This is a genomic window from Micromonospora sp. A200 (assembly GCF_029893845.1).
Taxonomy (GTDB): domain Bacteria; phylum Actinomycetota; class Actinomycetes; order Mycobacteriales; family Micromonosporaceae; genus Micromonospora; species Micromonospora purpureochromogenes.
In genome coordinates this window covers 95120-114035 of sequence record NZ_JARXXY010000017.1, presented here as the reverse complement: position 1 = coordinate 114035, position 18916 = coordinate 95120, and the positions used below count along the sequence as shown (strand labels likewise).

Below are 18916 nucleotides of genomic sequence, written 5' to 3'. Positions count from 1 at the left end.
CCGGAGTGACGGCGGGCAGCAACCGTACCTCGCGGTACCGGTCCCGACCACGGCGTTCCGGCGAATCCGGCGCCAACGCCGGGTGACGTCCGGGCCCCGTCCCGGCGGGCGCCCCGGCACCGGCGCGGCCCGGTCGGGACGGCCGGTCAGCCGGCCGACTCCCGACGGGCGAACGGCACGGTCGGCGTGACGGTGAGGTCGGCCGGGCCGTCGTCCTCCGCGCGGCCGGGCCGGCGGTAGTCGACCGGCTCCGCCTCCGGGTCGGTGTCCCCCTCCGACGGCTCCGCCGGCTGCCGGCCGACGAGCTGGAGCGCGGCCCCGGCCAGCGCGGTCGCCACGAAGGCCATCACCAGGCCCCGCCCGTAATCCACCCGGAAGCCGTCCTCGGACGAGTAGAACAGGGCCCGCTGTCCGGAGTTGTCCAGCGAGAAGGCGGTCGCCGTCAGCAGCGCCAGCAGCGCGCCGGCCACGGCCAGACCGGCCAGCCGCGCCTCCCGGCGGACGGCCGGGCGGCCGCGCAGGGCCAGCGCCGTCACGGCGGCGAGCAGCAGCAGCCCCACCAGGTACGCGACCCCGAAGCCGTCGACCTCGGCCACCCCGCCGGGCACCCGGACGGTGACGTTGCCCTCCGGCCCCCCGTTGGGCAGCGTCATCACCAGCCACTCGCCGACCAGGGAGGCCATCGCCGCGACCGCGCCGAGGACGGCCAGCACCAGCGGCAGCCGGCGGTCCCGGCCGAGGCCGCCGAGGGCACGACCCCACCGTCCGGCCGGGGCGGGGGACGGCGAGCCCCACTCGACGACGGCTGTGCCGTCGGAGCGGTCCTCCTGGCGCGGGACGGGGAGATCCTCGGACATCGGCCACCTTCCGCCGTCGCGGGCCTGAACCGCATCATGACACGCCCGGCGGCGCCGGTCGGGGCACGACGTGGCGGCGGTGGGTACGCCGGGTCGGTCGCCCGACGGTGCGGTTTCGGTTAGCGTCGGGTGCATGCCTATCCGTACCGCTTCCGCACGTTGGCAGGGCAACCTCACCGAGGGTTCCGGGACCGTCCGCACCGGCAAGGGCGGACTCCAGGGGAACTACTCCTTCAAGTCGCGTTTCGAGGAGGGCGAGGGGACGAACCCCGAGGAGCTCATCGGCGCCGCGCACGCCGGCTGCTTCTCGATGGCGCTCTCCAAGCAGCTCGCCGACGCGGGCGCCACCGACTCGTCGGTGGACACCACTGCCAAGGTCCACTTCGACAAGACCGACGCGGGCATGTCCGTGACCCGGATCGACCTGGAGACCGTCGGCCAGGTGCCGGGCATGGACGAGGCGCAGTTCACCAAGCTGGCCGAGGCGGCCAAGGAGAACTGCCCGATCTCGCGGCTGCTCTCCCCGGGCGCGCAGATCAGCCTCTCCGCCCGTTTGGCCTCCTGACCCCGACCGGTCGTACGCGACGGAAAGGGTGCCGGACCGGCACCCTTTCCGTGGCTCCGCGCGGATCTTGACGGGGCGGGTCGCCCGGCGTCGGGGACAATGGACGGCGTGGCGGTCGAGATGAGCCGGGAACGCTTCGAGGAACTGGTCGGGGAAGCCCTCGACGAGGTGCCCGAGGAACTGCTCGGGCTGATGAGCAACGTGGTGATCCTGGTCGAGGACGACCCGCCGCCCGGCGAGGATCTGCTCGGCCTCTACGAGGGGCACGCGCTCACCAGCCGGGGATGGGACTACACCGGCGTGCTGCCGGACCGGATCCTCATCTACCGCCGCCCGATCCTGCGCATCTGCGACAGCGAGGACGACGTGGTCGACGAGGTTGCGGTGACCGTGGTCCACGAGATCGCCCACCACTTCGGCATCGACGACGACCGGTTGCACGCCCTGGGCTGGGGCTGAGGGTCCTGCTCGGCGGCCCCGCTCGGCCGATGCGACCGGTTGCGCTGGTCACCTACCCTCCGGTGAGACACACCCCGAACCAGGAGGAAACCGATGCGCAGCGCGCTGTTCTCCGCGGAGAACCTCGAGAAGGAGTCCGCCCAGCCCGGCATGCGGCTGCAGAACTCCAAGATGCTGAAGATCGAGCTGAACGGCGAGGCCATGGCCCGGGTCGGCTCGATGGTCGCCTACCAGGGGCAGGTGCAGTTCCAGGCGCTCGGCTCCGGTGGCCTCGGCAAGTTCATCAAGCAGCGGCTGACCGGTGAGGGTGTGCCGCTGATGAAGCTCAGCGGCCAGGGCGACGTCTTCCTCGCCGAGCTGGCCAAGGACGTGCACATCATCGACCTGGAGCCGGGCGACGCCCTCTCCATCAACGGCTCCAGCGTGCTGGCCTTCGACTCGACCCTGTCGTACGACATCAAGATGGTCGGCGGCGCCGGCATGGCCTCGTCGTCCGGCCTGTTCAACTGCGTCTTCTCCGGCCACGGCCGGATCGCCATCACCACCAAGGGCACCCCGGTGGTGCTCAACGTCGACGCCCCCACCTACGTCGACCCGCAGGCCGCCGTCTGCTGGTCCGCCAACCTGCAGACCGGCTACCACCGCGCCGAGCAGCTCGGCCTGGGCACGCTGCTCGGCCGCAGCACCGGCGAGGCGTTCACGATGAGCTTCGCCGGTCAGGGCTTCGTGGTGGTGCAGCCCTCCGAGGAGCCGCCGGTCATGGGCAGCGGCACCCAGCAGCAGCAGGGTGGCCTGCTCGGCGGCCTGCTCAGCTGACCGGGTCGGCGGGGTGCCCGGTCCGGGTGCCCCGCCGCTTCAGCTCAGCTCGCCGGACCGCAGCCGGGCCAGCCAGGCCGCCGCGTCGGCGTAGTCGGCGTCGGAGAGCCCGGCGGGCGCCGGGACCGGCCGCTCGGCCCCCCCGTCGACCCAGCGGTGCCGGGGGTACGACCCGAGGAAGCGCACGTCGGCGCAGACCCGGCGCAGCCCCTGCAACGCCTCGCCCATCCGCACGTCGGCCACGTGCCCAGTGCAGTCGAGGAAGAAGACGTACCGGCCCAGTGCCTCACCCGTCGGGCGGGACTCGATCCGGGTCAGGTTGACCCCGCGTACGGCCAGCTCCATCAGCACCGACAGCAGGGCGCCCACCCGGTCGTGGGCGATGTAGATGGCGAGCGAGGTGACGTCGTCCCCGGTGGGAGGCGGCGGCGGGCCGGGGCGGGACACCAGCGCGAAACGGGTCACCGCGTCGGGATGATCGGCGATCTTGTCGGCGAGCACCGCCAGCCGGTGCCGGGTGGCCCCGATCGGGGCGCAGATCGCCGCGTCGTAGTCACCGGCGGCCGCGCCGGCCGCCGCCGCGCCGTTGGAGAGCACGTCGATCACCGTCGCGTCGGGCAGGTGGTCCCGCAGCCAGTTCCGGCACTGGGTGGAGGCCTGCGGATGGGCGGCCACGCTGCGCACCGTGCCGAGCGTGGTGCCGGGGCGGGCGCCGAGCACGAACTCGACCGGCAGGATCACCTCCCGGGTGATCACCACCGGGTCCCCCTCGGCCAGCTCGTCCAGGGTCACCCCGACCGCGCCGCCGATGGAGTTCTCCAGCGGCACCAGGGCCGCGTCGGCGTCCCCCGCCCGTACGCTCTCCAGCGCCTCGCCGACGCTGCGCGCCGGCGTACGGCTGCCGTGCTCGGCGGCGGGCACGGTGCGCAGCGCCTGCTCGGCGAAGGTGCCCTCGGGCCCGAGGTAGACGTAGCGGGTGGGTGGTGTACCGGGCATGTCGCCCAGCCTACGCACCGGGTACCGCCCCCGTGCCGGCGTCGCAGGCCAACGTCCGGATGCCGGGCGGCGCGACGGTCCGCACCTCGATCGAGCAGACGTCGGTCCCGGCGGTGACCAGGCGCAGCGCGGTGGACTCGGTACGGGTGACCACCTGGAGTTCCTCGTGCCCGGTCACGGCCAGCACGGTGTACTGCCAGTCGGCCGCGCAGAGCGGCCCCTGGGTGGCGCGCACCGACACGCCCCGGGGGAGCACCCGGCCGCGCAGCAGCCCCACCACCCGGTCGGCGGAGGGCCGGCCGGCGCAGGCGACGGCGACCAGGCCGGGCGTGGGGCTGGGGGTCGGCGGGAGCGTCGGCGCGATGCCCAGCGGCGGGGTCACCGGCGGGGCGGCGGTCGGCGCCGCGGGGGTGACGAGCGCCGGCCGGGAGCTGATGGCCGGCGCGGGGGCGGGTTCCGGCGGGGTGCCGCAGGCGGCGAGCGGCACGACGGCGAGCAGTGCGCCGGCGACGACCAGCCGGCGGGGTGGGGTGCGGTGCGGTGCGTCAGGCGGCACGGACCGGTCCTCGGGGGGATCGAGCCTCGGGTGGGGCATCGGGTCGTGACGGCCGGGGGTGGCCGAGCCCATCGTAGGAGGATCCGGCGGCGCGGTGAAGGTCAGCGCAGCACCCGGTGCCCGGCCCGTTCCAGCGCGCCGGTCGCCTCGCCGAGGCGTACCGCCGGGACCAGCACGTGGTCGGTGTCGTAGGTGGAGAACGCGACCACGCTGACCCGGGCCTCGGCGAGCGGGTCGACCAGGGCGGCGAGGGTGCCGGTGAGCGCGAGGCCGACCGGCCCGACCACGCGCAGGCACCGCCAGTCGGTCTCCACGTCCGCCTGCGCGGGCGCCCGGCCGGCGGGGCAGATGACCGAGATCCCGTCGGCCGTCCAGCTCACCGTGACCACGTCCGCGACGCCCGGGTCGGCCCACAGGGCGGGGGGCAGGGAGGTGCCGGCGGCCAGCCGGCACACGGCGTACTCCCCCGGGAGCAGGGCGACATCGAGCATGAGGGCACCTTACGGCGTCGGTGCCGGCCCGCCCCAGCATCGCGGCGTGCGGCGCCCGCCACACCTCGGACGCAGGTCAGATCTCGGAGAAGAAGGTGAGTGAGCCGGCGACCGAGCCGTCGGTGAGCACCGGGGTGGAGATGGCGTCGACGGTGGCGTCGGGCACGTCCTCGCCGGCGGGCTGGACCCGGAGCAGGCCCCGGGCCAGCCGGCCGGAGTGCAGGGCGAGCAGCGGCGGGATCTTGTCGGTCTCCTGCTCGGTCAGCTCGCCCCGGGCGGCGGTGAAGTCGAGCAGCCGCAGGCCGCCCTCCAGCAGCGGCAGGCCCACCACGTCCTCCGGCGCGCCCAGGCACAGCAGGTCGCAGCCGGCGGGCGAGATCGCCACGACCCGGGTGTCCGCGTCGATCAGCAGGCAGGGCTCCTCGGCGTGGGAGACCATGGCCGACCACTGCCCGACGTTGTCGCACCCCGGCTCTGTCGGTGTCCGCGACGCCGGCGCGAACACTTCGGAGAGCGAGAGTTCGACGTGGGCCACCGAGCCTCCTATGTACACCGACGGTCTGTCCACGCTAGCCGGTCGCCGCGACGGTCGCTGTACCGCGCTGCTGTCACCGGCCGCCGGTGATGATCGGATGCCCGGAACGACCGGGCGGCCGGCGACGGCGCGGACCTTGGGTGACCTCGGTGAACACCGGGTCGCGTGGCGTCGTCGGTGACGTTACCGGCGGGCGGCCGGCTTGTCAGCGGCCGTTCGGCCCTCGTCGTACCACCGGTAGTCGGCGGCAGGACGGTACGTGCCGTTGAGCCACGTCTGCGGCTGCTGCGCGACCCGGGACAGCTTCTCGGCGGTGGCCGGGCTGATCCGGTTGCCCCCGGCGACGAGGAGCCGGTCCAGCTCCCGGTGGGTCGCCATGAGGCAGTCCTTGGGCAGGCCGTAGACGCTGATGACGCCGGAGCCGACGAAGGTCAGCACCGGCGTCACCGGGATCGGCAGCCCGACCGCGTCGGAGAGGGCCTTGCTCGCCCGCTTGGCGTCGCGCCGGGCCTCGGCCACGTACGGCGGCCGCTTGCCGTTGATCTGGACGACGTCCCCGGCGACCAGCACCCGGGCGCGCCCGTGGTCGGCGATGCTCACCGCGAAGAGCCCGCTCGGGCCGATGGCGAGGAAACCGGCCCGGTCGTCCTGGCCGCGGTCGAGCAGCACGTCGGCGACATCCGTACGTGGCCACTCGATGACGTGCCAGGCCGGCCCCAGGTGGTCGAGCTGACCGAGCGCGCGCGCCCCGGCGGCCTCCAGCCGGCGCGCGCCGCGCTCCGCCCGACGGCGGCGGGCCCACTCCAACGGGGTCGGGCGGGCCGGCTCCAGCGCCGACGGCGCCTCGGCCCGGGGGTGCGGCACCGCCACGGGCGGCAGTGCCCGGGTGGGTACGGCTCGACGAGCGGGAAAGACAGTCATCGCGACCTCCGGCAAAAGGTCCCTCGAAGTTATGTCCTCACTACCCTACGTTGCCATCCCCGGGGTACGGCAAGTTGGAGCGCCGGAATGAGTGCGGATGAATGCCATATTCATCCTCACTTCTCTCCCGAACACCCTTCGCACCTGCCCTACGCTGCGAGGGTGACCCACTACGTGGACAGCGAGGTCGGTCGGCTCGGCACGGTGCTGCTGCACCGCCCCGGACCCGAGCTGGCCCGGCTCACCCCCCGCAACAACGACTCGTTGCTCTTCGACGCTATCCCATGGGTGGGACGGGCGCAGGAGGAGCACGACGCCTTCGCGGCGGCGTTGCGCGGGCGCGGGGTGGAGGTGCTCTACCTTGCCACCCTGCTCGCCGAGACCCTGGCCGTCCCCGACGCGCGCGCCGAGTTGACCGAGGTGGTGCTCCGCTCGCCCCGGCTCGGCGACACGCTGCGCCGCCGCGTCGCCGACTACCTCGCCTACCTCGATCCGGCGGCGCTGGCCGACGTGTTCATCGCCGGGCTCGCCCACGAGGAGGTGCGGATCAGCCCGGAACGCCCCGGCGGGTTGGTGTGGACGTTGATGGACCGGCACGACTTCGTCATCGACCCGCTGCCCAACCTGCTCTTCACCCGCGACTCGTCACTGTGGATCGGTGACCGGGTCGGGGTCACCAGCCTCGCCATGCCGGCCCGCCGGCGGGAGTCCACCCTGACCGACGCGATCTACCGCCACCACCCACGCTTCGTCGGCACCCAGGCCGTCTACCACCCGGAGCTGGAGCACCTGGAGGGCGGTGACGTGCTGCTGCTCGCCCCCGGCGTGCTCGCGGTCGGGGTGGGTGAGCGGACCACCCCGGCCGGCGCGGAGCGGCTGGCCCGGCAGGTCTTCGCCGCCGGGCTGGCGCACACCATCCTGGTGGTGCCGATCGCCCAGGAGCGCGCCACCATGCACCTCGACACGGTCTGCACGATGGTCGACGCCGACGCGGTGCTGATGTACCCGAACATCGCCAGCAGCCTGTCGGCGTACACGGTGATCGCCGGGCCGGACGGCGAGCCGCGGGTGGAGGGCCCCGCGCCGTTCCTGCGCGCCGCCGCCGACGCGATGGACCTCGACCAGCTCCGGGTGATCGACACCGGGCTGGACCCGGTCACCGCCGAACGCGAGCAGTGGGACGACGGCAACAACACCCTCGCCCTGGCACCCCGGCTCTGCGTCGGCTACGAGCGCAACACCGAGACCAACGCCCAGCTCGAACGGGCCGGCATCGAGGTCATCCCGATCGCCGGTTCCGAGCTGGGCTCGGGCCGGGGCGGCCCGCGCTGCATGTCCTGCCCGCTGGTCCGCGAGCCACTACGGCGGCCCTGACCCCGCCTCCGGGCCGATCACGCGGGCCCGGAAGCGGCCGGTCGGGCGTGGGTCAGCGCAGGGTGAGCTGGCGACCGAGCAGCCCCTGGCGGGCCCGCCGCCCGGCGGCGTCCAGCGGCTCCTTCTCCTCCAGCATCTCGGCGTACCGCTCGGCGAAGGCGCTCGCCGGCGCCTCCCAGTCGGCGGCCGGGACGTCCTCCGGCAGGTCCCAGACCGGCACCAGCCGGCCGTGCGCGCGGAACATGCCGGCGAAGCGGGTGCCCTCGCCCAGGGTGAGGGTGCCGGCGGCGGAGAGCCGGGACAACGCGTCCAGCGCGGTGTCCTCGTCCTCCGGCAGCACCCAGCGCACGTGCGCCTTCTCCGGCACCTGGCACCAGTAGGCGGCCCGGCCGGCGGCGAGCCGTACGGTCGGGTAGATCGCGGCGTTCGCCCGCTCCAGCGACGCCTGCACCGACGGGTCGTCGGCCGCGCCCGGGTCCAGCCAGAAGTCGAAGCCGTCGTGCATGGTGATCTCCAGCGGACCGTCCACCAGGACGTCCTGCAGGCGCGGCCCCGGACCCGGCAGCGGCGGCACGGTCACCTGGCCGCCCGGCTCGGTGCGCAGCGCGCAGAGCAGCGCCTCGGCCAGGTCGCGGGAGACGTCGCCGGACTGCTGGTGCCGCTGCAGCCCGATGAAGACCCGCCCGTCCGGCTTGGTCATCGCCGGGGCGGCCATCGGCAGCACGGTGGCGAGCGTGACCGGGCGGTCGCCGTACTCCTCGACCAGCTCCGGGGTGAGCCGCAGCGGCGCGGAGGCGGCCGGCACCAGCTCGCGCAGGGCGATCCACTCCGGCTCGTCCGCCAGCCCCTCGAAGGGACGGGGGGCGAAGATGTCGCGGACCTTCTCCCGGCGGGGGGTCGCTTCGACGGCGCGCTGGTTCTTTCGACGCTTGCTCACGGCGAGACAGCCTAGAGGCCCGGCCGGGACGGTGTGGGGAGGACCCGCCCCCGGGGCCGGCTCAACCGGCGACGACCAGGTCCGGTCGGGCCGAGCCGGTCGGGTCGAACTCGGCCCAGACGCTCTGGCCCAGGCCGTCCCGGTCGACTCCCCAGCGGCTGGCCAGGCCGGCGACGATGTGCAGGCCACGGCCGTCGACGGCGTCCGGGCTGGCCGCCCGCATCCGCGGGCCGGCGGGCGCGCCACCGTCGGTCACCCGGATCGACACGGTCGGGCCGCCCGGCGTGGGCCGCAGCCGCCAGGCCACCCGGACCACCCCGCCGGGCAGCGGGTCGGCGTGCCGGACGGCGTTGCCCACCAGCTCGGCCAGGACCGCCACCAGGTCGGCCAGCAGGACCGGGGGTACGACCTCGGCGAGTTCGTCGGCGAGCCGGTGCCGGGCCAGCCGCGCTCCGGTGGCGTGGTGGGGAACCACCACGCACCACGAACGTTCGACCGCGTGCGTCGACACCCTCGCTCCTTCTCGCCCCGTCCCCCGGTGCCCCGCGCAGGTCATCCCCGGGGCAGCCGCACCTCTGCGACGGTACCGCCACCGTTCCTCGGCCGGAGGGATACCCATCCATTCTGCTGTTCAACGATCCGGCGGACGAGATAGAGGCCGAGCCCGGCGCCGGGATAGCCCCGGCGGTCCCCGGACTCGCCCTGCCAGAACCGGTCGAAGGCGCGCTCCACGTGCTCCGGCCGGATGCCGATGCCCCGGTCGCTGACCCGGAACAGCACGGTCTGCCCGTCGGTGCCGGCGGTGACCTCGATCGGCGACTCCGGCGGCGAGTACTTGGCGGCGTTGGTGCCCAGCTCGGTCAGGACGGTGGCCATGCTGTGCCGGTCGCCGAGCGCCTTGGGCAGGTCGGCCGGCAGGGCGAGGACGAGCCGGTGGCGCAGGTCGGCGGGGAGGTCTGGCACGGTGGCGCGCAACGCCTCGCCGAGGTCGAACGGTACGGCCGGCTCACCGCCGGGCCGGCCGTCGATGGCCGAGGAGAGCAGGCGGTCGATCAGCCGGGCCAGTTCGTTGGCGCGCTGCCCGATGACCCGGGCCGCCTGCCGGCGGTCGGTGTCGGTCAGCGACTCCCAGTGGTCGGTGAGGGTGTCTGCGTACCCCTTGATCACGGTGACCGGGGTGCGCAGCTCGTGGCTGGTCACCGCGACGAAGAGGTCGCGCTCGGAGTCGCGGCGCTGCTGGTCGGTGATGTCGCGGAAGGTGACCACCCGCTGGGTGCCGGGCCCGGCCAGCTCCCCGGAGGTGATCCGCAGCCAGCGTCCGTCCGGCATCTGGTGGTCGAGCACCTGGCCGGACGGGGGGAGCGGAAAGGGCAGCGGCCGGCTCAGCGCCTCGGCGGAGGAGCGGCCGGTCACCTGGGCGGCGGCCGGGTTCCAGAGCCGCACGTGCCCCTCCCGGTCGACCACGGCCAGACCGTCGGCGAGCGCCGCGACCACCGGGCCGTCGCCGTGCACCGGCAGGCCGCTCTGGTCGCCGTACATGTGGGCGATGCAGGCGGCCACGTAGCCCAGCACGGCCTGCCCCTCCGGGTCGGCGGCGTCCTCGCCGTCGGCGTAGAGGGCGTGCAGGCTGCCGACGGTCAGCCCGCCGATCTCGGCGCGGGCCCCGATCATCCGGCGCAGCCCGCGGGCGGCCAGTTCCCCGGCGAGCTGCCCGGGGAGGTGGTCCACCCGGACCTGCCGGACCCGGGGGCCGGCGAGCAGGCAGACGGTCACCGGGTCGGACGCCGGCAGCGGGCGGCCGATCATCCACTTGGCGTTGCCGCTGGCCGCGATGACCCGGCCGCCGGTCGGGGCGAACTCGACGAAGGCCACGCTGGCCGCGCCCACCGCCGAGCGGGCCACCCGGAGCAGCTGGGTGAGGACGGGCAGGCCCGCGTCTCCGGAATTGATCATCTCGATCACCGCGCTGTGGCCGGTGATCAGGGCGGCGAGATCGGTACGCTCCGGCATGTCCCGAGTGTGCCCCCTCGGGCGGAGTTCGGGCAGCCCCGTCCGGTGGGCCTCACCGGCCCAGCCGGGCCAGCGTCCGCGCCGGTCGGTCGGTGATCACCCCGTTCACCCCGGCGGCCAGCACCAGCTCCAGGTCGTCCGGCTCGTTGACGGTCCAGACGTACACCTGGTTGCCGGCGGCCCGCAGGGCGGGCACCAGTTGCGGGCGGGCCCGGACCAGGCCGATGCCGGGCCCGGCGATCCCGGCGCCGAACGGCAGCCGGCCGAGTCGCAGCCAGCGCGGCAGCACCTCCAGCAGCAGCACCGTGGGCAGCGCCGGGGCCAGCTCCCGGACCCGGCGTACGGCCAGCGGGGAGAAGGACATCACGGTGACCCGTACCGGGTCGTCCGGGCGGGGTTCGGCGAGCCCGTACCGGCGCAGCAGCGCGACCAGCCGGCGCTCGACGTCGCCGCCGTAGCGGGACGGGTGCTTCGTCTCCACCAGCAGCCGGACCGGCCGGTCGGCGGCCAGTACGGCCTCCAGCAGCCGTTCCAGCGTGAGCAGCCGGGTGTGCGACTCGTCCAGCACCTCGTCGCCGTCGGCCGGTACGCAGCCCGGATGCCAGGAGCCGAAGTCGAGCAGCTCCAGCTCGGCGAGGGTACGGGCGCTGACCAGCCCGCGTCCGTTGCTGGTCCGGTCCAGCCGGCGGTCGTGCACGCAGACCAGGTGCCCGTCCCGGGTGAGCCGGACGTCGCACTCCAGCCCGTCGGCGCCCTCGTCCAGGGCCCGCAGGTACGCCGCGAGGGTGTGCTCGGGCAGGTCGGCCGACGCGCCGCGGTGCGCGAAGACCAGCGGATCGCCCATGGTGCCGGCTCTCAGATGACCCGGCCGGGCTGCCCGTCCCCGCCGACCACCGGCCGGCCGACGGCCTCCCACTGGCGCATCCCGCCGTCGGCGTTGCGCACCTGCTCCCATCCGTTGTTGAGCAGGTAGCCGACGACCTGGGCGGAGCGCCCGCCGGAGCGGCAGATCACCGCGACGTCCCGGTCGGTGGGCACCTCGGCCAGCCGGGCCGGCAGCTCCATCATCGGCAGGTGGTGGGCGCCGGGGGCGTGGCCCGCCACCCACTCGTCGTCCTCGCGGACGTCCAGCAGGTAGGTCTCGTCGTCGATCTCGGTCACGGGAACGCTGGGTACCTGGGATCCGAACACGGGTAGCAGCCTAGATCCTCACCGGCGGCATCGGCACGGGCCGGGCCGGTTCGCCGGCTCACAACCGGGTGATCCAGCGCGGGTTGGCCGTCGCCCAGCCCGGCACCCGCTCGCCGCGTACGGCGTCGAAGAGGCCGTTGCCGCCGTTGTCGAGCACCACGTAGGAGATCCCGTCGATGGTCTCCGGGTACGACGGCACCTGCACCCCGCTCAGCTGCTCCGCCGGCAGCGACCGGAGGGCCATCAGCAGGTCCTCGACGGGTACGCCGTTGGTGTCCAGGGTCAGCGTGCCGCCGACCGCGCGCAGCACCCGGTCCAGCTTGACCGGGTCGCCGCGCAGGTCCGTCTCGCCGGCCCGCTCCAGCACCGCGCGCAGCATCTGCTGCTGGTGCCGCTGCCGGTCGTAGTCGCCGCCGGGCAGGCCGTAGCGCTGCCGCACGTAGTCCAGCGCCCGGGCGCCGTCCATCTGCTGGCATCCGGCGGCGAACACGGTCCCGGTGTGGATCGACCGGACCTCGGTGTCCACGCACATCCGGATCCCGCCGAGCAGGTTGATGACCTGCTTGAAGCCGGCGAAGTCGACCAGCGCGGCCCCGTCGAAGCGGATCCCGGTGAGCCGGGTCAGGGTGGAGGAGAGCAGTTGGGCCCCGCCCCGGCCGGCCCCGCCGTGCTCGTACGCAGCGTTGATCTTGTCCTGGCCGCCGCGATAGCCGTTGGTGCCGCCGGGGGGAATGGCCACCAGCAGGTCGCGCGGGACGGAGATCAGGTAGCCCTGCCGCATCCCGGGCGGTAGATGCACGATGAGGATGGTGTCCGAGCGCTGGTCGGGCCCGTCGGTGGCGCCCCGCCGGTCGCTGCCGACGAGCAGGTAGTTCAGCCCTTCGGAGAGGTCGGTCCGGGGCTGCCGGGCGTCCTGGGCGAGCAGTTGCTCCCGGGTGATGGTGCGCTCGTACCGCGCGGTGAGTGCCTTGATGCCGACCACGGTGACGACGGCGACCAGCACGAGGGCGAGTCCGACCCGGAGCAGGACCCTCGGCCAGCGGGTGGCCCGGCGGCCGGGTGGTGGTCTGTCCAGCCCTCGGTCGGACCTCGCTGACCTGGCCGTGACGCCCTCCCCGTGGCCGTTACGTGAGACATGCTCACTTCAGGCTACGGGTCGGTCACTGCGCCCGGGGCTGGTTTCGCCGTGGCTGCCGGCCGGTCATCGGGGTCAGCTGCGGGTGGAGAGGACCGCCGGGTTGGCGTACACGAATTCGCCCAGCTTGTCGTTCTTGACCGCCCGGAACATCTCCAGCGTCTGCGGGCTGAGCGCCTCACGGTTGTTGGCGTTGCCGTTGAACTTGCCGCCGTTGGTGCGCAGCATCGTCAACTCGTTGGCGCTGACCCCGCGCAGGGTGTAGATGAAGTTGGCGACCGATGCGCCGCCGACGTCGAGGATGAAGGCCTTGCCCGCCGCCCGGATCAGCTGGTTGACCTTGACCGGGTTGGTCAGCATGCCCTTCTCGGTGGCCTTGCGGGCCATCGCCTTGATGAGCTGCTGCTGGTTCTGCTGCCGGTCGTAGTCGCCGCCGGGCAGGCCGTAGCGCTGCCGGGAGTAGTCCAGCGCCTCGAGGCCGGACATCTCGCGGCAGCCCTTCTTGTAGACCACCGGGGTCATCGGCCGGCCGGTCTTCTTGGCGTCCGCCTTCCACATGTGCTTGCCGTCGACCATCACCGTGTGGATCGACTGCACCTCGTGCTTGACGCAGATCCGGACGCTGCCCAGGGTGTCGATGACGTTCTTGAATCCGCCGAAGTTGATGATCGCGGCGCCGTCGAAGCTGATCCCGGTCATGTTCTTGATGGTCTGGGCCATCAGCTGGGCGCCGCCCTCCCAGCCGCCGCCGTTGCGCGCGCCGGCCTGGAACGCCGCGTTGATCTTGTCGGTGCCACCGGCGTAGCCGCTCTTCTTGAAGGCGGGGATCTGCGCCTCGGTGTCCCGCGGGATCGAGATCATGTACGCCTGGTCGTGGCTGGCCGGGATGTGCAGCACGATGATGCTGTCCGCCCGGACGTCGTCCGCGGCCCAGCGCTCGCGGGCGTCGACGCCCAGCAGGAGCATGTCGATCGGGCCCTCCAGGTCGGCGCCACCCTCGGCGTCGGTCTTGCCCGCCCCGCCCAGCAGGTTCTTCTGGGCGATGCTGCCGGTCGCCTGGCTGATCAGCGCCTTGCTGCCGACGATGGCGATGCCGCTGGTCATCATCAGCACGGCGCCGAAGATCACCGTCAGGCGGGCCCAGAGCGGGTCCTTGCGCTTGGTGCGCTTCCCGGCGCCGCCGGTGCGCCGCCCGCTCCGACCGCCCTGGGACGGGATCTTTGTCGACGCCCGTGCGTGGGGGTCGGAATCCAGCGACGTCGGGCGGGGGCTGGTCTGAACCGGCATGCATGCTCCAGCTCGCGTGGTCGGGGGGCGGGACCACTCTACGTACCGCTTCCCGTCAAGGCGAGATCGTCAGACGCTCAATTCCTGGATATCCCGACACATGCGACGGCAATTCAACCGAACGGATGAGTCAATACGTCTGGTCGGTGGTTGGCGGCCGATGATGGAACCAGACGTGAGCGCACCTCTGATGACGTCCGTCGAAATGTGCCGGCAACACCGGCCGCCGCCACCGGCCCTCGTCGGTCCGCCCGGGACGGCCGGGAGGTCCGGCCGCCCGGGGGGAACCGGGTCACTTGCCCTTGGTGTCCGGGTCCTGGTTGGCCGCCACCCAGGCCGCCATCGTGTCCGCCGACATCGCCTTGTACATCGCCAGCGCCTTCGCCCGGTCGGAGACCACCACCGACTCGCCGTTGATCGTGTCGCTGCCCGTGTTCGGGCTGGTGATGAAGGTCAGGTTCTCGCCGCGCAGGCTGCGGAACTGCACACCCATGTCGACCAGCGAGAAGCCGTTGTCGACGGTCACCGCGTCGGTGACCGACTGGAGGAAGGCGTTCAGCTTCTTCGGATTGGCCAGCGTGCCCGTGCTCGCCGCCTTGTCCATCAGCGCGCGCAGGAACTCCTGCTGGTGGCGCATCCGGGCGAAGTCGCCGTCCGGGAACTGCTTGCGCTGCCGGATCCAGTCCAGTGCCGTGGCGCCGTCCATGTGCATGGTGCCCTTGGTGAACTTCCGGTACGGCTTGTGGATCGAGGTGATGCTCCGCTCCACCTTGAGGTCCACCCCACCGAGCGCGTCGGTGACCTCCTTGAAGCCGCCGAAGTCGATCGCCATCACGTGGTCGATCCGGACGTCGCTGAAGCACTCCACCGTGCGAACCGCCAGCGGGAGGCCGCCGAACGCGAACGCCGCGTTGATCTTCGCGCGCCGCCCGGAGTCGCACTCCGCGCCGGCGCTCTCCGGGATCGGCACGTACAGGTCACGCGGGATGGAGACCAGGTAGGCCGACTTGTGGTCGGCGGGGATGTGCATGACGATGATCGTGTCGGCCCGCCACTGGCTCTGCTTGTCCACCGGCGCGTCCGGGTCGCGCGAGTCCGAGCCCACCAGCAGGATGTTCAGCGCGCCGTTCACCGCCTTGGCCGGCCGCCCGCCGGTGATCTCCGAGAACGGGTCCGTGCGGGCCAGGTCCTTGTCGAGGTTGTCGGTGTAGACCCACGCCCCCAGGCCGCCGAGCAGCGCCAGCACCAGCACCGCCACGCCGGCCACCAGGCCGATCCGTCCCCAGCGCGGGCGGGGGCCACGCCGGCCGGGGCCACCCGGACCGCCCGGCCCCGGCGGCGTGCCGGGTCCGCCCGGGCCGCCGGGCCCGCCGGAGCGGGGGCGCTCATCGTCGTACGACGGGTACCACTGCGTCTCGGACGGCCGGGCGCGCCCGGCGGCCCGGTCGGGACCGGGGACCGCGGCGCGTCCGGCGCTCCGGTGCGTGTACGGGAGCGGGACGCCGGCTGACGATGTGGCGGACATGCGGTTCAGCGTACGTATGCCGGTCGAGCGTTGCCCGAAGGCGAACGCCGCGTCGCGCCCCGCGTGCCGGGCGGAGCGCTACCCTAGCCGCGCCCGGAAGTGGTCGATCGTGCGTCGCAGTCCGTCTTCGGGCGCCACGGTGGGTTCGTATCCCAGCAGCTCCCGGGCGAGGGTGAGATCAGGCCGCCGCATCTCCGGATCGTCCGCACTGCGGGTGATGTACGTCACCTCGGAACTGCTTCCGCACAGTGACACGATCGTCTCGGCGAGTTGCCGCATGCTCATCTCGTGCTCGGTGCCGCAGTTGATCGGCCCGGTCTCGGTCGAGTCGAGCAGCAGCAGGATGCCGCGCACCAGGTCGTCGACGTAGCAGATCGAGCGGGTCTGGTTGCCGGTGCCGTGCACGGTGATCGGCTCGCCGCGCAGCGCCTGGGAGATGAAGGTGGGGATGGCCCGGCCGTCGTCGGGGCGCATCCGCGGGCCGTACGTGTTGAAGATCCGGACGATCGCCGCGTCCAGCCCCTTGCTCCGGTGGTACGCCATGGTGGCCGCCTCGGAGAAGCGCTTCGCCTCGTCGTAGACGGCGCGTACCCCGATCGGGTTGACGTTGCCCCAGTACGTCTCGCGCTGCGGGTGCTCCTTCGGATCACCGTACGCCTCCGAGGTGGAGGCCATCAGGAACCGGGCGCCGTCGGCGAGCGCGCGCTCCAGCAGGTGCAGGGTGCCCGCCGAGCCGACCCGGAGGATCTCCACCGGCAGCTTCTCGAAGTCGGTCGGGCTGGCCGGGGAGGCCATGTGCAGGACGGCGTCGAACCGCTCGGCCAGCGCCGGGTGGGGCGGCAGCCCGTCGGAGATGTCCGCCTCGACCAGGGCGAAGGACGGGTTGTCCAGCAGGTACGCGACGTTGTCCTTCGAACCGGTGACGAAGTTGTCCAGCGCGACGACCTGGCAGCCGCGCCCGACGAGGGCGTCGACCAGGTGGGACGGCACGAAACCGGCGCCGCCGGTGACCAGGACGCGATGACCGCTGCCGAAACGCGGGGCTACCTTCATGCCGGCCAGCCTACTAAGGGTGCCCCCCGGATACGGCGCGGCATGCGGGAAGGGGCCCCGGCGCGGCACGCGCGCCAGGGCCCCTTCCGGTGGTGGACGTCAGTGCGCTCCCGCGCCGGTCAGCGCCCGCACCTCCAGCTCCGCGTACTTCTCCTCGTCGCGCTCCTTCGAGATCACCGTGCCGATCCACCCACACAGGAAGCCGAACGGGATCGAGAGGATGCCCGGGTTGGACAGCGGGAACCACTGCCAGTCCTGGTCCGGGAACATCGAGGTCGGTGCCCCGGAGACCACCGGCGAGAAGAACACCAGGAACACGGCGGCCAGTAGTCCGCCGTAGATGGCCCAGACCGCCCCCGAGGTGTTGAACCGCTTCCAGAAGAGGCTGTAGAGGATTGCCGGCAGGTTGCCCGACGCGGCCACCGCGAAGGCCAGCGCCACCAGGAAGGCCACGTTCAGGCTCTGCGCGAAGATCGAGAGCACGATCGAGACCGCGCCGATGACCAGGGCGGAGACGCGGGCGACGGTTACCTCCTGCCGTTCGGAGGCTTGGCCGTTCTTCAGCACGTTGGCGTAGAAGTCGTGCGCCAGGCTGGAGGAGGAGGCCAGGGTCAGACCGGCGACCACGGCCAGGATGGTGGCGAAGGCGACCGCCGCGATGATCGCCAGCAGAGTGGCCCCGCCGAGATCGCCACCGAGGAAGTCGATGCCGAGCGCCTCGGCGAGCTGTGGCGCCGCCGTGTTGCCCGCCTTGTCCTGGGCGGTGATCGCCTCGCTGCCGACCAGCGCCGCGGCACCGAAGCCGAGCGCCAGGGTGAGCAGGTAGAAGGTGCCGATGATGCCGATCGCCCACAGCACGCTCTTGCGGGCCGCCTTGGCGGTCGGGACGGTGTAGAAGCGGATCAGGATGTGCGGCAGGCCGGCCGTGCCGAGCACCAGCGCGATGCCGAGCGAGAGCAGGTCGATCTTGTTGTAGAACGTCTGGGTCGAATTGCCGGCCACCTCGACGCCGTAGCGCAGCCCGGGTTCGAGGAAGGCGCTGCCCTTGCCGGAGGCGGCGGCGGCGTCGCCGAGCAGCGACGACAGGTTGAACTTGTACTTCGCCAGCACCAGCAACGTCATCACCAGCGCGCCGCCCATCAGCAGGAACGCCTTGACGATCTGCACGTAGGTGGTGCCCTTCATGCCACCTACCGTGACGTAGATGATCATCAGGGCGCCGACCATGATGATGGTGGCGACCTTGGCGGTGTCCGCGTCCATGCCGAGGAAGGTCGTCCCCGGCTTGATGCCGAGCAGCAGCGCGACCAGCGCGCCCGCGCCCACCATCTGGGCCAGCAGGTAGAAGATCGACACCGTGATGGTGGAGACGGCCGCGGCGGTACGCACCGGACGCTGCCGCATCCGGAAGGCCAGCACGTCGGCCATCGTGTACCGGCCGGAGTTGCGCAGCAGTTCGGCCACCAGCAACAGGGCCACCAGCCAGGCGACCAGGAAGCCGATCGAGTAGAGGAAGCCGTCGTAGCCGTAGAGGGCGATGATGCCGGCGATGCCGAGGAACGACGCGGCCGACATGTAGTCGCCGCCGATCGCCATGCCGTTCTGGAAGCCGGAGAAGGACCGGCCGCCGGCGTAGAAGTCGGTGGCCGTCTTGGTCTGCCGGCTGGCCCAGATGGTGATGGCCAGGGTCACCGCCACGAAGACCAGGAAGAGCGTGATGGTGAGGTTGCGGGCGGTGGTGCTGCCCGCCTCAGCCGCGAGGACCGTGTTCATGGTTCACCTCCCCGATCTCGGCGCGGATCCGGTCGGCCACCGGGTCGATCTTCCGGTCGGCGTACCGGGAGTAGAGCCAGGCGATCAGGAAGGTGGAGACGAACTGGAGCAGACCGAAGACGAGGGCGACGTTGACGTTGCTGCCGAAGAGCTTCGTGCCCATGAAGTCCCGCGCGTAGGCGGAAAGGATGACGTAGAGCGCGTACCACAGGAAGAATGCGACGGTCATCGGGAAGACGAAGCCGCGCAACGCGCGACGCAACCCGGCGAACTCGTCCGACCGTTGTACGGCGAGATACCGCTCCGCCGCCGACTCGGCGGGCGCGGACGCGGGTGTGTCCGTGGACATCTGTGGATCACCACCTTCACAGGCCTGGGGAGTTTCGCGCACCGTAGAGAGCGCGTTCCCATCCAGGGAAGGCCGAGATCGGGGCC

General features: G+C 72.7%; 21 protein-coding genes. 4 read left to right on the top strand and 17 right to left on the bottom strand.

Annotation, left to right across the window (positions count from 1 at the left end):
* Positions 1–146 precede the first annotated feature (146 nt).
* Positions 147–857, bottom strand: coding sequence for a hypothetical protein (locus tag M2302_RS18295; RefSeq protein ID WP_280839078.1), 711 nt, complete (start codon positions 855–857; stop codon positions 147–149).
* A gap of 133 nt (positions 858–990) precedes the next feature.
* Between M2302_RS18295 and M2302_RS18290 the strand changes: the two genes are divergently transcribed.
* From M2302_RS18290 to M2302_RS18280, 3 genes are all read left to right on the top strand, one after another.
* Positions 991–1422, top strand: a complete 432-nt coding sequence (locus tag M2302_RS18290; RefSeq protein ID WP_088959734.1) for an OsmC family protein — start codon at positions 991–993, stop codon at positions 1420–1422.
* Positions 1423–1521: 99 nt separating this feature from the next.
* Positions 1522–1881: a metallopeptidase family protein gene (locus M2302_RS18285; protein WP_280839077.1), complete on the top strand. Its 360-nt coding sequence runs from the start codon at positions 1522–1524 to the stop codon at positions 1879–1881.
* Between the two features lie 93 nt (positions 1882–1974).
* The gene (locus M2302_RS18280) at positions 1975–2697 is read left to right on the top strand and encodes an AIM24 family protein (protein ID WP_280839076.1); all 723 of its coding nucleotides are present in this window, start codon (positions 1975–1977) and stop codon (positions 2695–2697) included.
* Positions 2698–2736: 39 nt separating this feature from the next.
* Here M2302_RS18280 and pheA read toward each other — a convergent pair whose 3' ends face one another.
* The 5 genes from pheA to M2302_RS18255 form a co-directional block, all read right to left on the bottom strand.
* The gene (gene pheA / locus M2302_RS18275; RefSeq protein ID WP_280839075.1) at positions 2737–3693 is read right to left on the bottom strand and encodes a prephenate dehydratase; all 957 of its coding nucleotides are present in this window, start codon (positions 3691–3693) and stop codon (positions 2737–2739) included.
* Positions 3694–3703: 10 nt separating this feature from the next.
* Positions 3704–4249, bottom strand: coding sequence for a hypothetical protein (locus M2302_RS18270; protein WP_280839074.1), 546 nt, complete (start codon positions 4247–4249; stop codon positions 3704–3706).
* A gap of 101 nt (positions 4250–4350) precedes the next feature.
* Positions 4351–4740: an ACT domain-containing protein gene (locus M2302_RS18265; RefSeq protein WP_280839073.1), complete on the bottom strand. Its 390-nt coding sequence runs from the start codon at positions 4738–4740 to the stop codon at positions 4351–4353.
* 76 nt (positions 4741–4816) lie between these two features.
* The gene (locus tag M2302_RS18260) at positions 4817–5275 is read right to left on the bottom strand and encodes a hypothetical protein (protein ID WP_280839072.1); all 459 of its coding nucleotides are present in this window, start codon (positions 5273–5275) and stop codon (positions 4817–4819) included.
* 183 nt (positions 5276–5458) lie between these two features.
* Positions 5459–6196: a hypothetical protein gene (locus tag M2302_RS18255; protein ID WP_088959739.1), complete on the bottom strand. Its 738-nt coding sequence runs from the start codon at positions 6194–6196 to the stop codon at positions 5459–5461.
* Positions 6197–6358: 162 nt separating this feature from the next.
* Between M2302_RS18255 and M2302_RS18250 the strand changes: the two genes are divergently transcribed.
* Positions 6359–7570, top strand: a complete 1212-nt coding sequence (locus M2302_RS18250) for an arginine deiminase (protein ID WP_280839071.1) — start codon at positions 6359–6361, stop codon at positions 7568–7570.
* A 52-nt stretch (positions 7571–7622) separates the two neighbouring features.
* Here the strand turns inward: M2302_RS18250 and M2302_RS18245 are convergent, their stop codons facing one another.
* The 11 genes from M2302_RS18245 to M2302_RS18195 form a co-directional block, all read right to left on the bottom strand.
* Positions 7623–8507: a DUF5926 family protein gene (locus M2302_RS18245; RefSeq protein ID WP_280839070.1), complete on the bottom strand. Its 885-nt coding sequence runs from the start codon at positions 8505–8507 to the stop codon at positions 7623–7625.
* Positions 8508–8568: 61 nt separating this feature from the next.
* Positions 8569–9063 (bottom strand): ATP-binding protein, encoded by a 495-nt coding sequence (locus tag M2302_RS18240; protein WP_210773874.1) that lies wholly within the window; start codon positions 9061–9063, stop codon positions 8569–8571.
* The gene (locus M2302_RS18235; RefSeq protein WP_280839069.1) at positions 9060–10517 is read right to left on the bottom strand and encodes a PAS domain-containing sensor histidine kinase; all 1458 of its coding nucleotides are present in this window, start codon (positions 10515–10517) and stop codon (positions 9060–9062) included. Before M2302_RS18235 ends, M2302_RS18240 begins: the two co-directional genes overlap by 4 nt.
* Positions 10518–10569: 52 nt before the next feature.
* The gene (locus M2302_RS18230; protein ID WP_280839068.1) at positions 10570–11361 is read right to left on the bottom strand and encodes a glycerophosphodiester phosphodiesterase family protein; all 792 of its coding nucleotides are present in this window, start codon (positions 11359–11361) and stop codon (positions 10570–10572) included.
* Positions 11362–11372: 11 nt separating this feature from the next.
* Positions 11373–11708, bottom strand: a complete 336-nt coding sequence (locus M2302_RS18225) for a rhodanese-like domain-containing protein (protein ID WP_088959745.1) — start codon at positions 11706–11708, stop codon at positions 11373–11375.
* Between the two features lie 58 nt (positions 11709–11766).
* Positions 11767–12711 (bottom strand): LCP family protein, encoded by a 945-nt coding sequence (locus M2302_RS18220; RefSeq protein WP_280839067.1) that lies wholly within the window; start codon positions 12709–12711, stop codon positions 11767–11769.
* Positions 12712–12918: 207 nt separating this feature from the next.
* The gene (locus M2302_RS18215; RefSeq protein WP_280839066.1) at positions 12919–14130 is read right to left on the bottom strand and encodes an LCP family protein; all 1212 of its coding nucleotides are present in this window, start codon (positions 14128–14130) and stop codon (positions 12919–12921) included.
* 292 nt (positions 14131–14422) lie between these two features.
* Positions 14423–15655 (bottom strand): LCP family protein, encoded by a 1233-nt coding sequence (locus M2302_RS18210; RefSeq protein ID WP_280839065.1) that lies wholly within the window; start codon positions 15653–15655, stop codon positions 14423–14425.
* A 78-nt stretch (positions 15656–15733) separates the two neighbouring features.
* Positions 15734–16708: an NAD-dependent epimerase/dehydratase family protein gene (locus M2302_RS18205; RefSeq protein WP_280839064.1), complete on the bottom strand. Its 975-nt coding sequence runs from the start codon at positions 16706–16708 to the stop codon at positions 15734–15736.
* A gap of 99 nt (positions 16709–16807) precedes the next feature.
* A complete protein-coding gene (locus tag M2302_RS18200) occupies positions 16808–18481 on the bottom strand; it encodes a cation acetate symporter (protein ID WP_280839063.1) in 1674 nt (557 codons plus the stop codon).
* On the bottom strand, positions 18459–18830 hold the full coding sequence (locus M2302_RS18195; RefSeq protein ID WP_280839062.1) for a DUF485 domain-containing protein: 372 nt from the start codon (positions 18828–18830) through the stop codon (positions 18459–18461). The genes M2302_RS18200 and M2302_RS18195 overlap by 23 nt, the downstream gene beginning before the upstream one ends.
* Between the last annotated feature and the right edge of the window lie 86 nt (positions 18831–18916).

What these genes read in the sequence shown, in the direction of transcription:
- M2302_RS18295 (WP_280839078.1), bottom strand. Translation starts at nt 857, where the DNA reads ATGTCCGAGGATCTCCCCGTCCCGCGCCAGGAGGACCGCTCCGACGGC.
- M2302_RS18290 (WP_088959734.1), top strand. Translation starts at nt 991, where the DNA reads ATGCCTATCCGTACCGCTTCCGCACGTTGGCAGGGCAACCTCACCGAG.
- M2302_RS18285 (WP_280839077.1), top strand. Translation starts at nt 1,522, where the DNA reads ATGGACGGCGTGGCGGTCGAGATGAGCCGGGAACGCTTCGAGGAACTG.
- M2302_RS18280 (WP_280839076.1), top strand. Translation starts at nt 1,975, where the DNA reads ATGCGCAGCGCGCTGTTCTCCGCGGAGAACCTCGAGAAGGAGTCCGCC.
- pheA (WP_280839075.1), bottom strand. Translation starts at nt 3,693, where the DNA reads ATGCCCGGTACACCACCCACCCGCTACGTCTACCTCGGGCCCGAGGGC.
- M2302_RS18265 (WP_280839073.1), bottom strand. Translation starts at nt 4,740, where the DNA reads ATGCTCGATGTCGCCCTGCTCCCGGGGGAGTACGCCGTGTGCCGGCTG.
- M2302_RS18255 (WP_088959739.1), bottom strand. Translation starts at nt 6,196, where the DNA reads ATGACTGTCTTTCCCGCTCGTCGAGCCGTACCCACCCGGGCACTGCCG.
- M2302_RS18240 (WP_210773874.1), bottom strand. Translation starts at nt 9,063, where the DNA reads ATGACCTGCGCGGGGCACCGGGGGACGGGGCGAGAAGGAGCGAGGGTG.
- M2302_RS18235 (WP_280839069.1), bottom strand. Translation starts at nt 10,517, where the DNA reads ATGCCGGAGCGTACCGATCTCGCCGCCCTGATCACCGGCCACAGCGCG.
- M2302_RS18230 (WP_280839068.1), bottom strand. Translation starts at nt 11,361, where the DNA reads ATGGGCGATCCGCTGGTCTTCGCGCACCGCGGCGCGTCGGCCGACCTG.
- M2302_RS18215 (WP_280839066.1), bottom strand. Translation starts at nt 14,130, where the DNA reads ATGCCGGTTCAGACCAGCCCCCGCCCGACGTCGCTGGATTCCGACCCC.
- M2302_RS18210 (WP_280839065.1), bottom strand. Translation starts at nt 15,655, where the DNA reads ATGTCCGCCACATCGTCAGCCGGCGTCCCGCTCCCGTACACGCACCGG.
- M2302_RS18205 (WP_280839064.1), bottom strand. Translation starts at nt 16,708, where the DNA reads ATGAAGGTAGCCCCGCGTTTCGGCAGCGGTCATCGCGTCCTGGTCACC.
- M2302_RS18200 (WP_280839063.1), bottom strand. Translation starts at nt 18,481, where the DNA reads ATGAACACGGTCCTCGCGGCTGAGGCGGGCAGCACCACCGCCCGCAAC.
- M2302_RS18195 (WP_280839062.1), bottom strand. Translation starts at nt 18,830, where the DNA reads ATGTCCACGGACACACCCGCGTCCGCGCCCGCCGAGTCGGCGGCGGAG.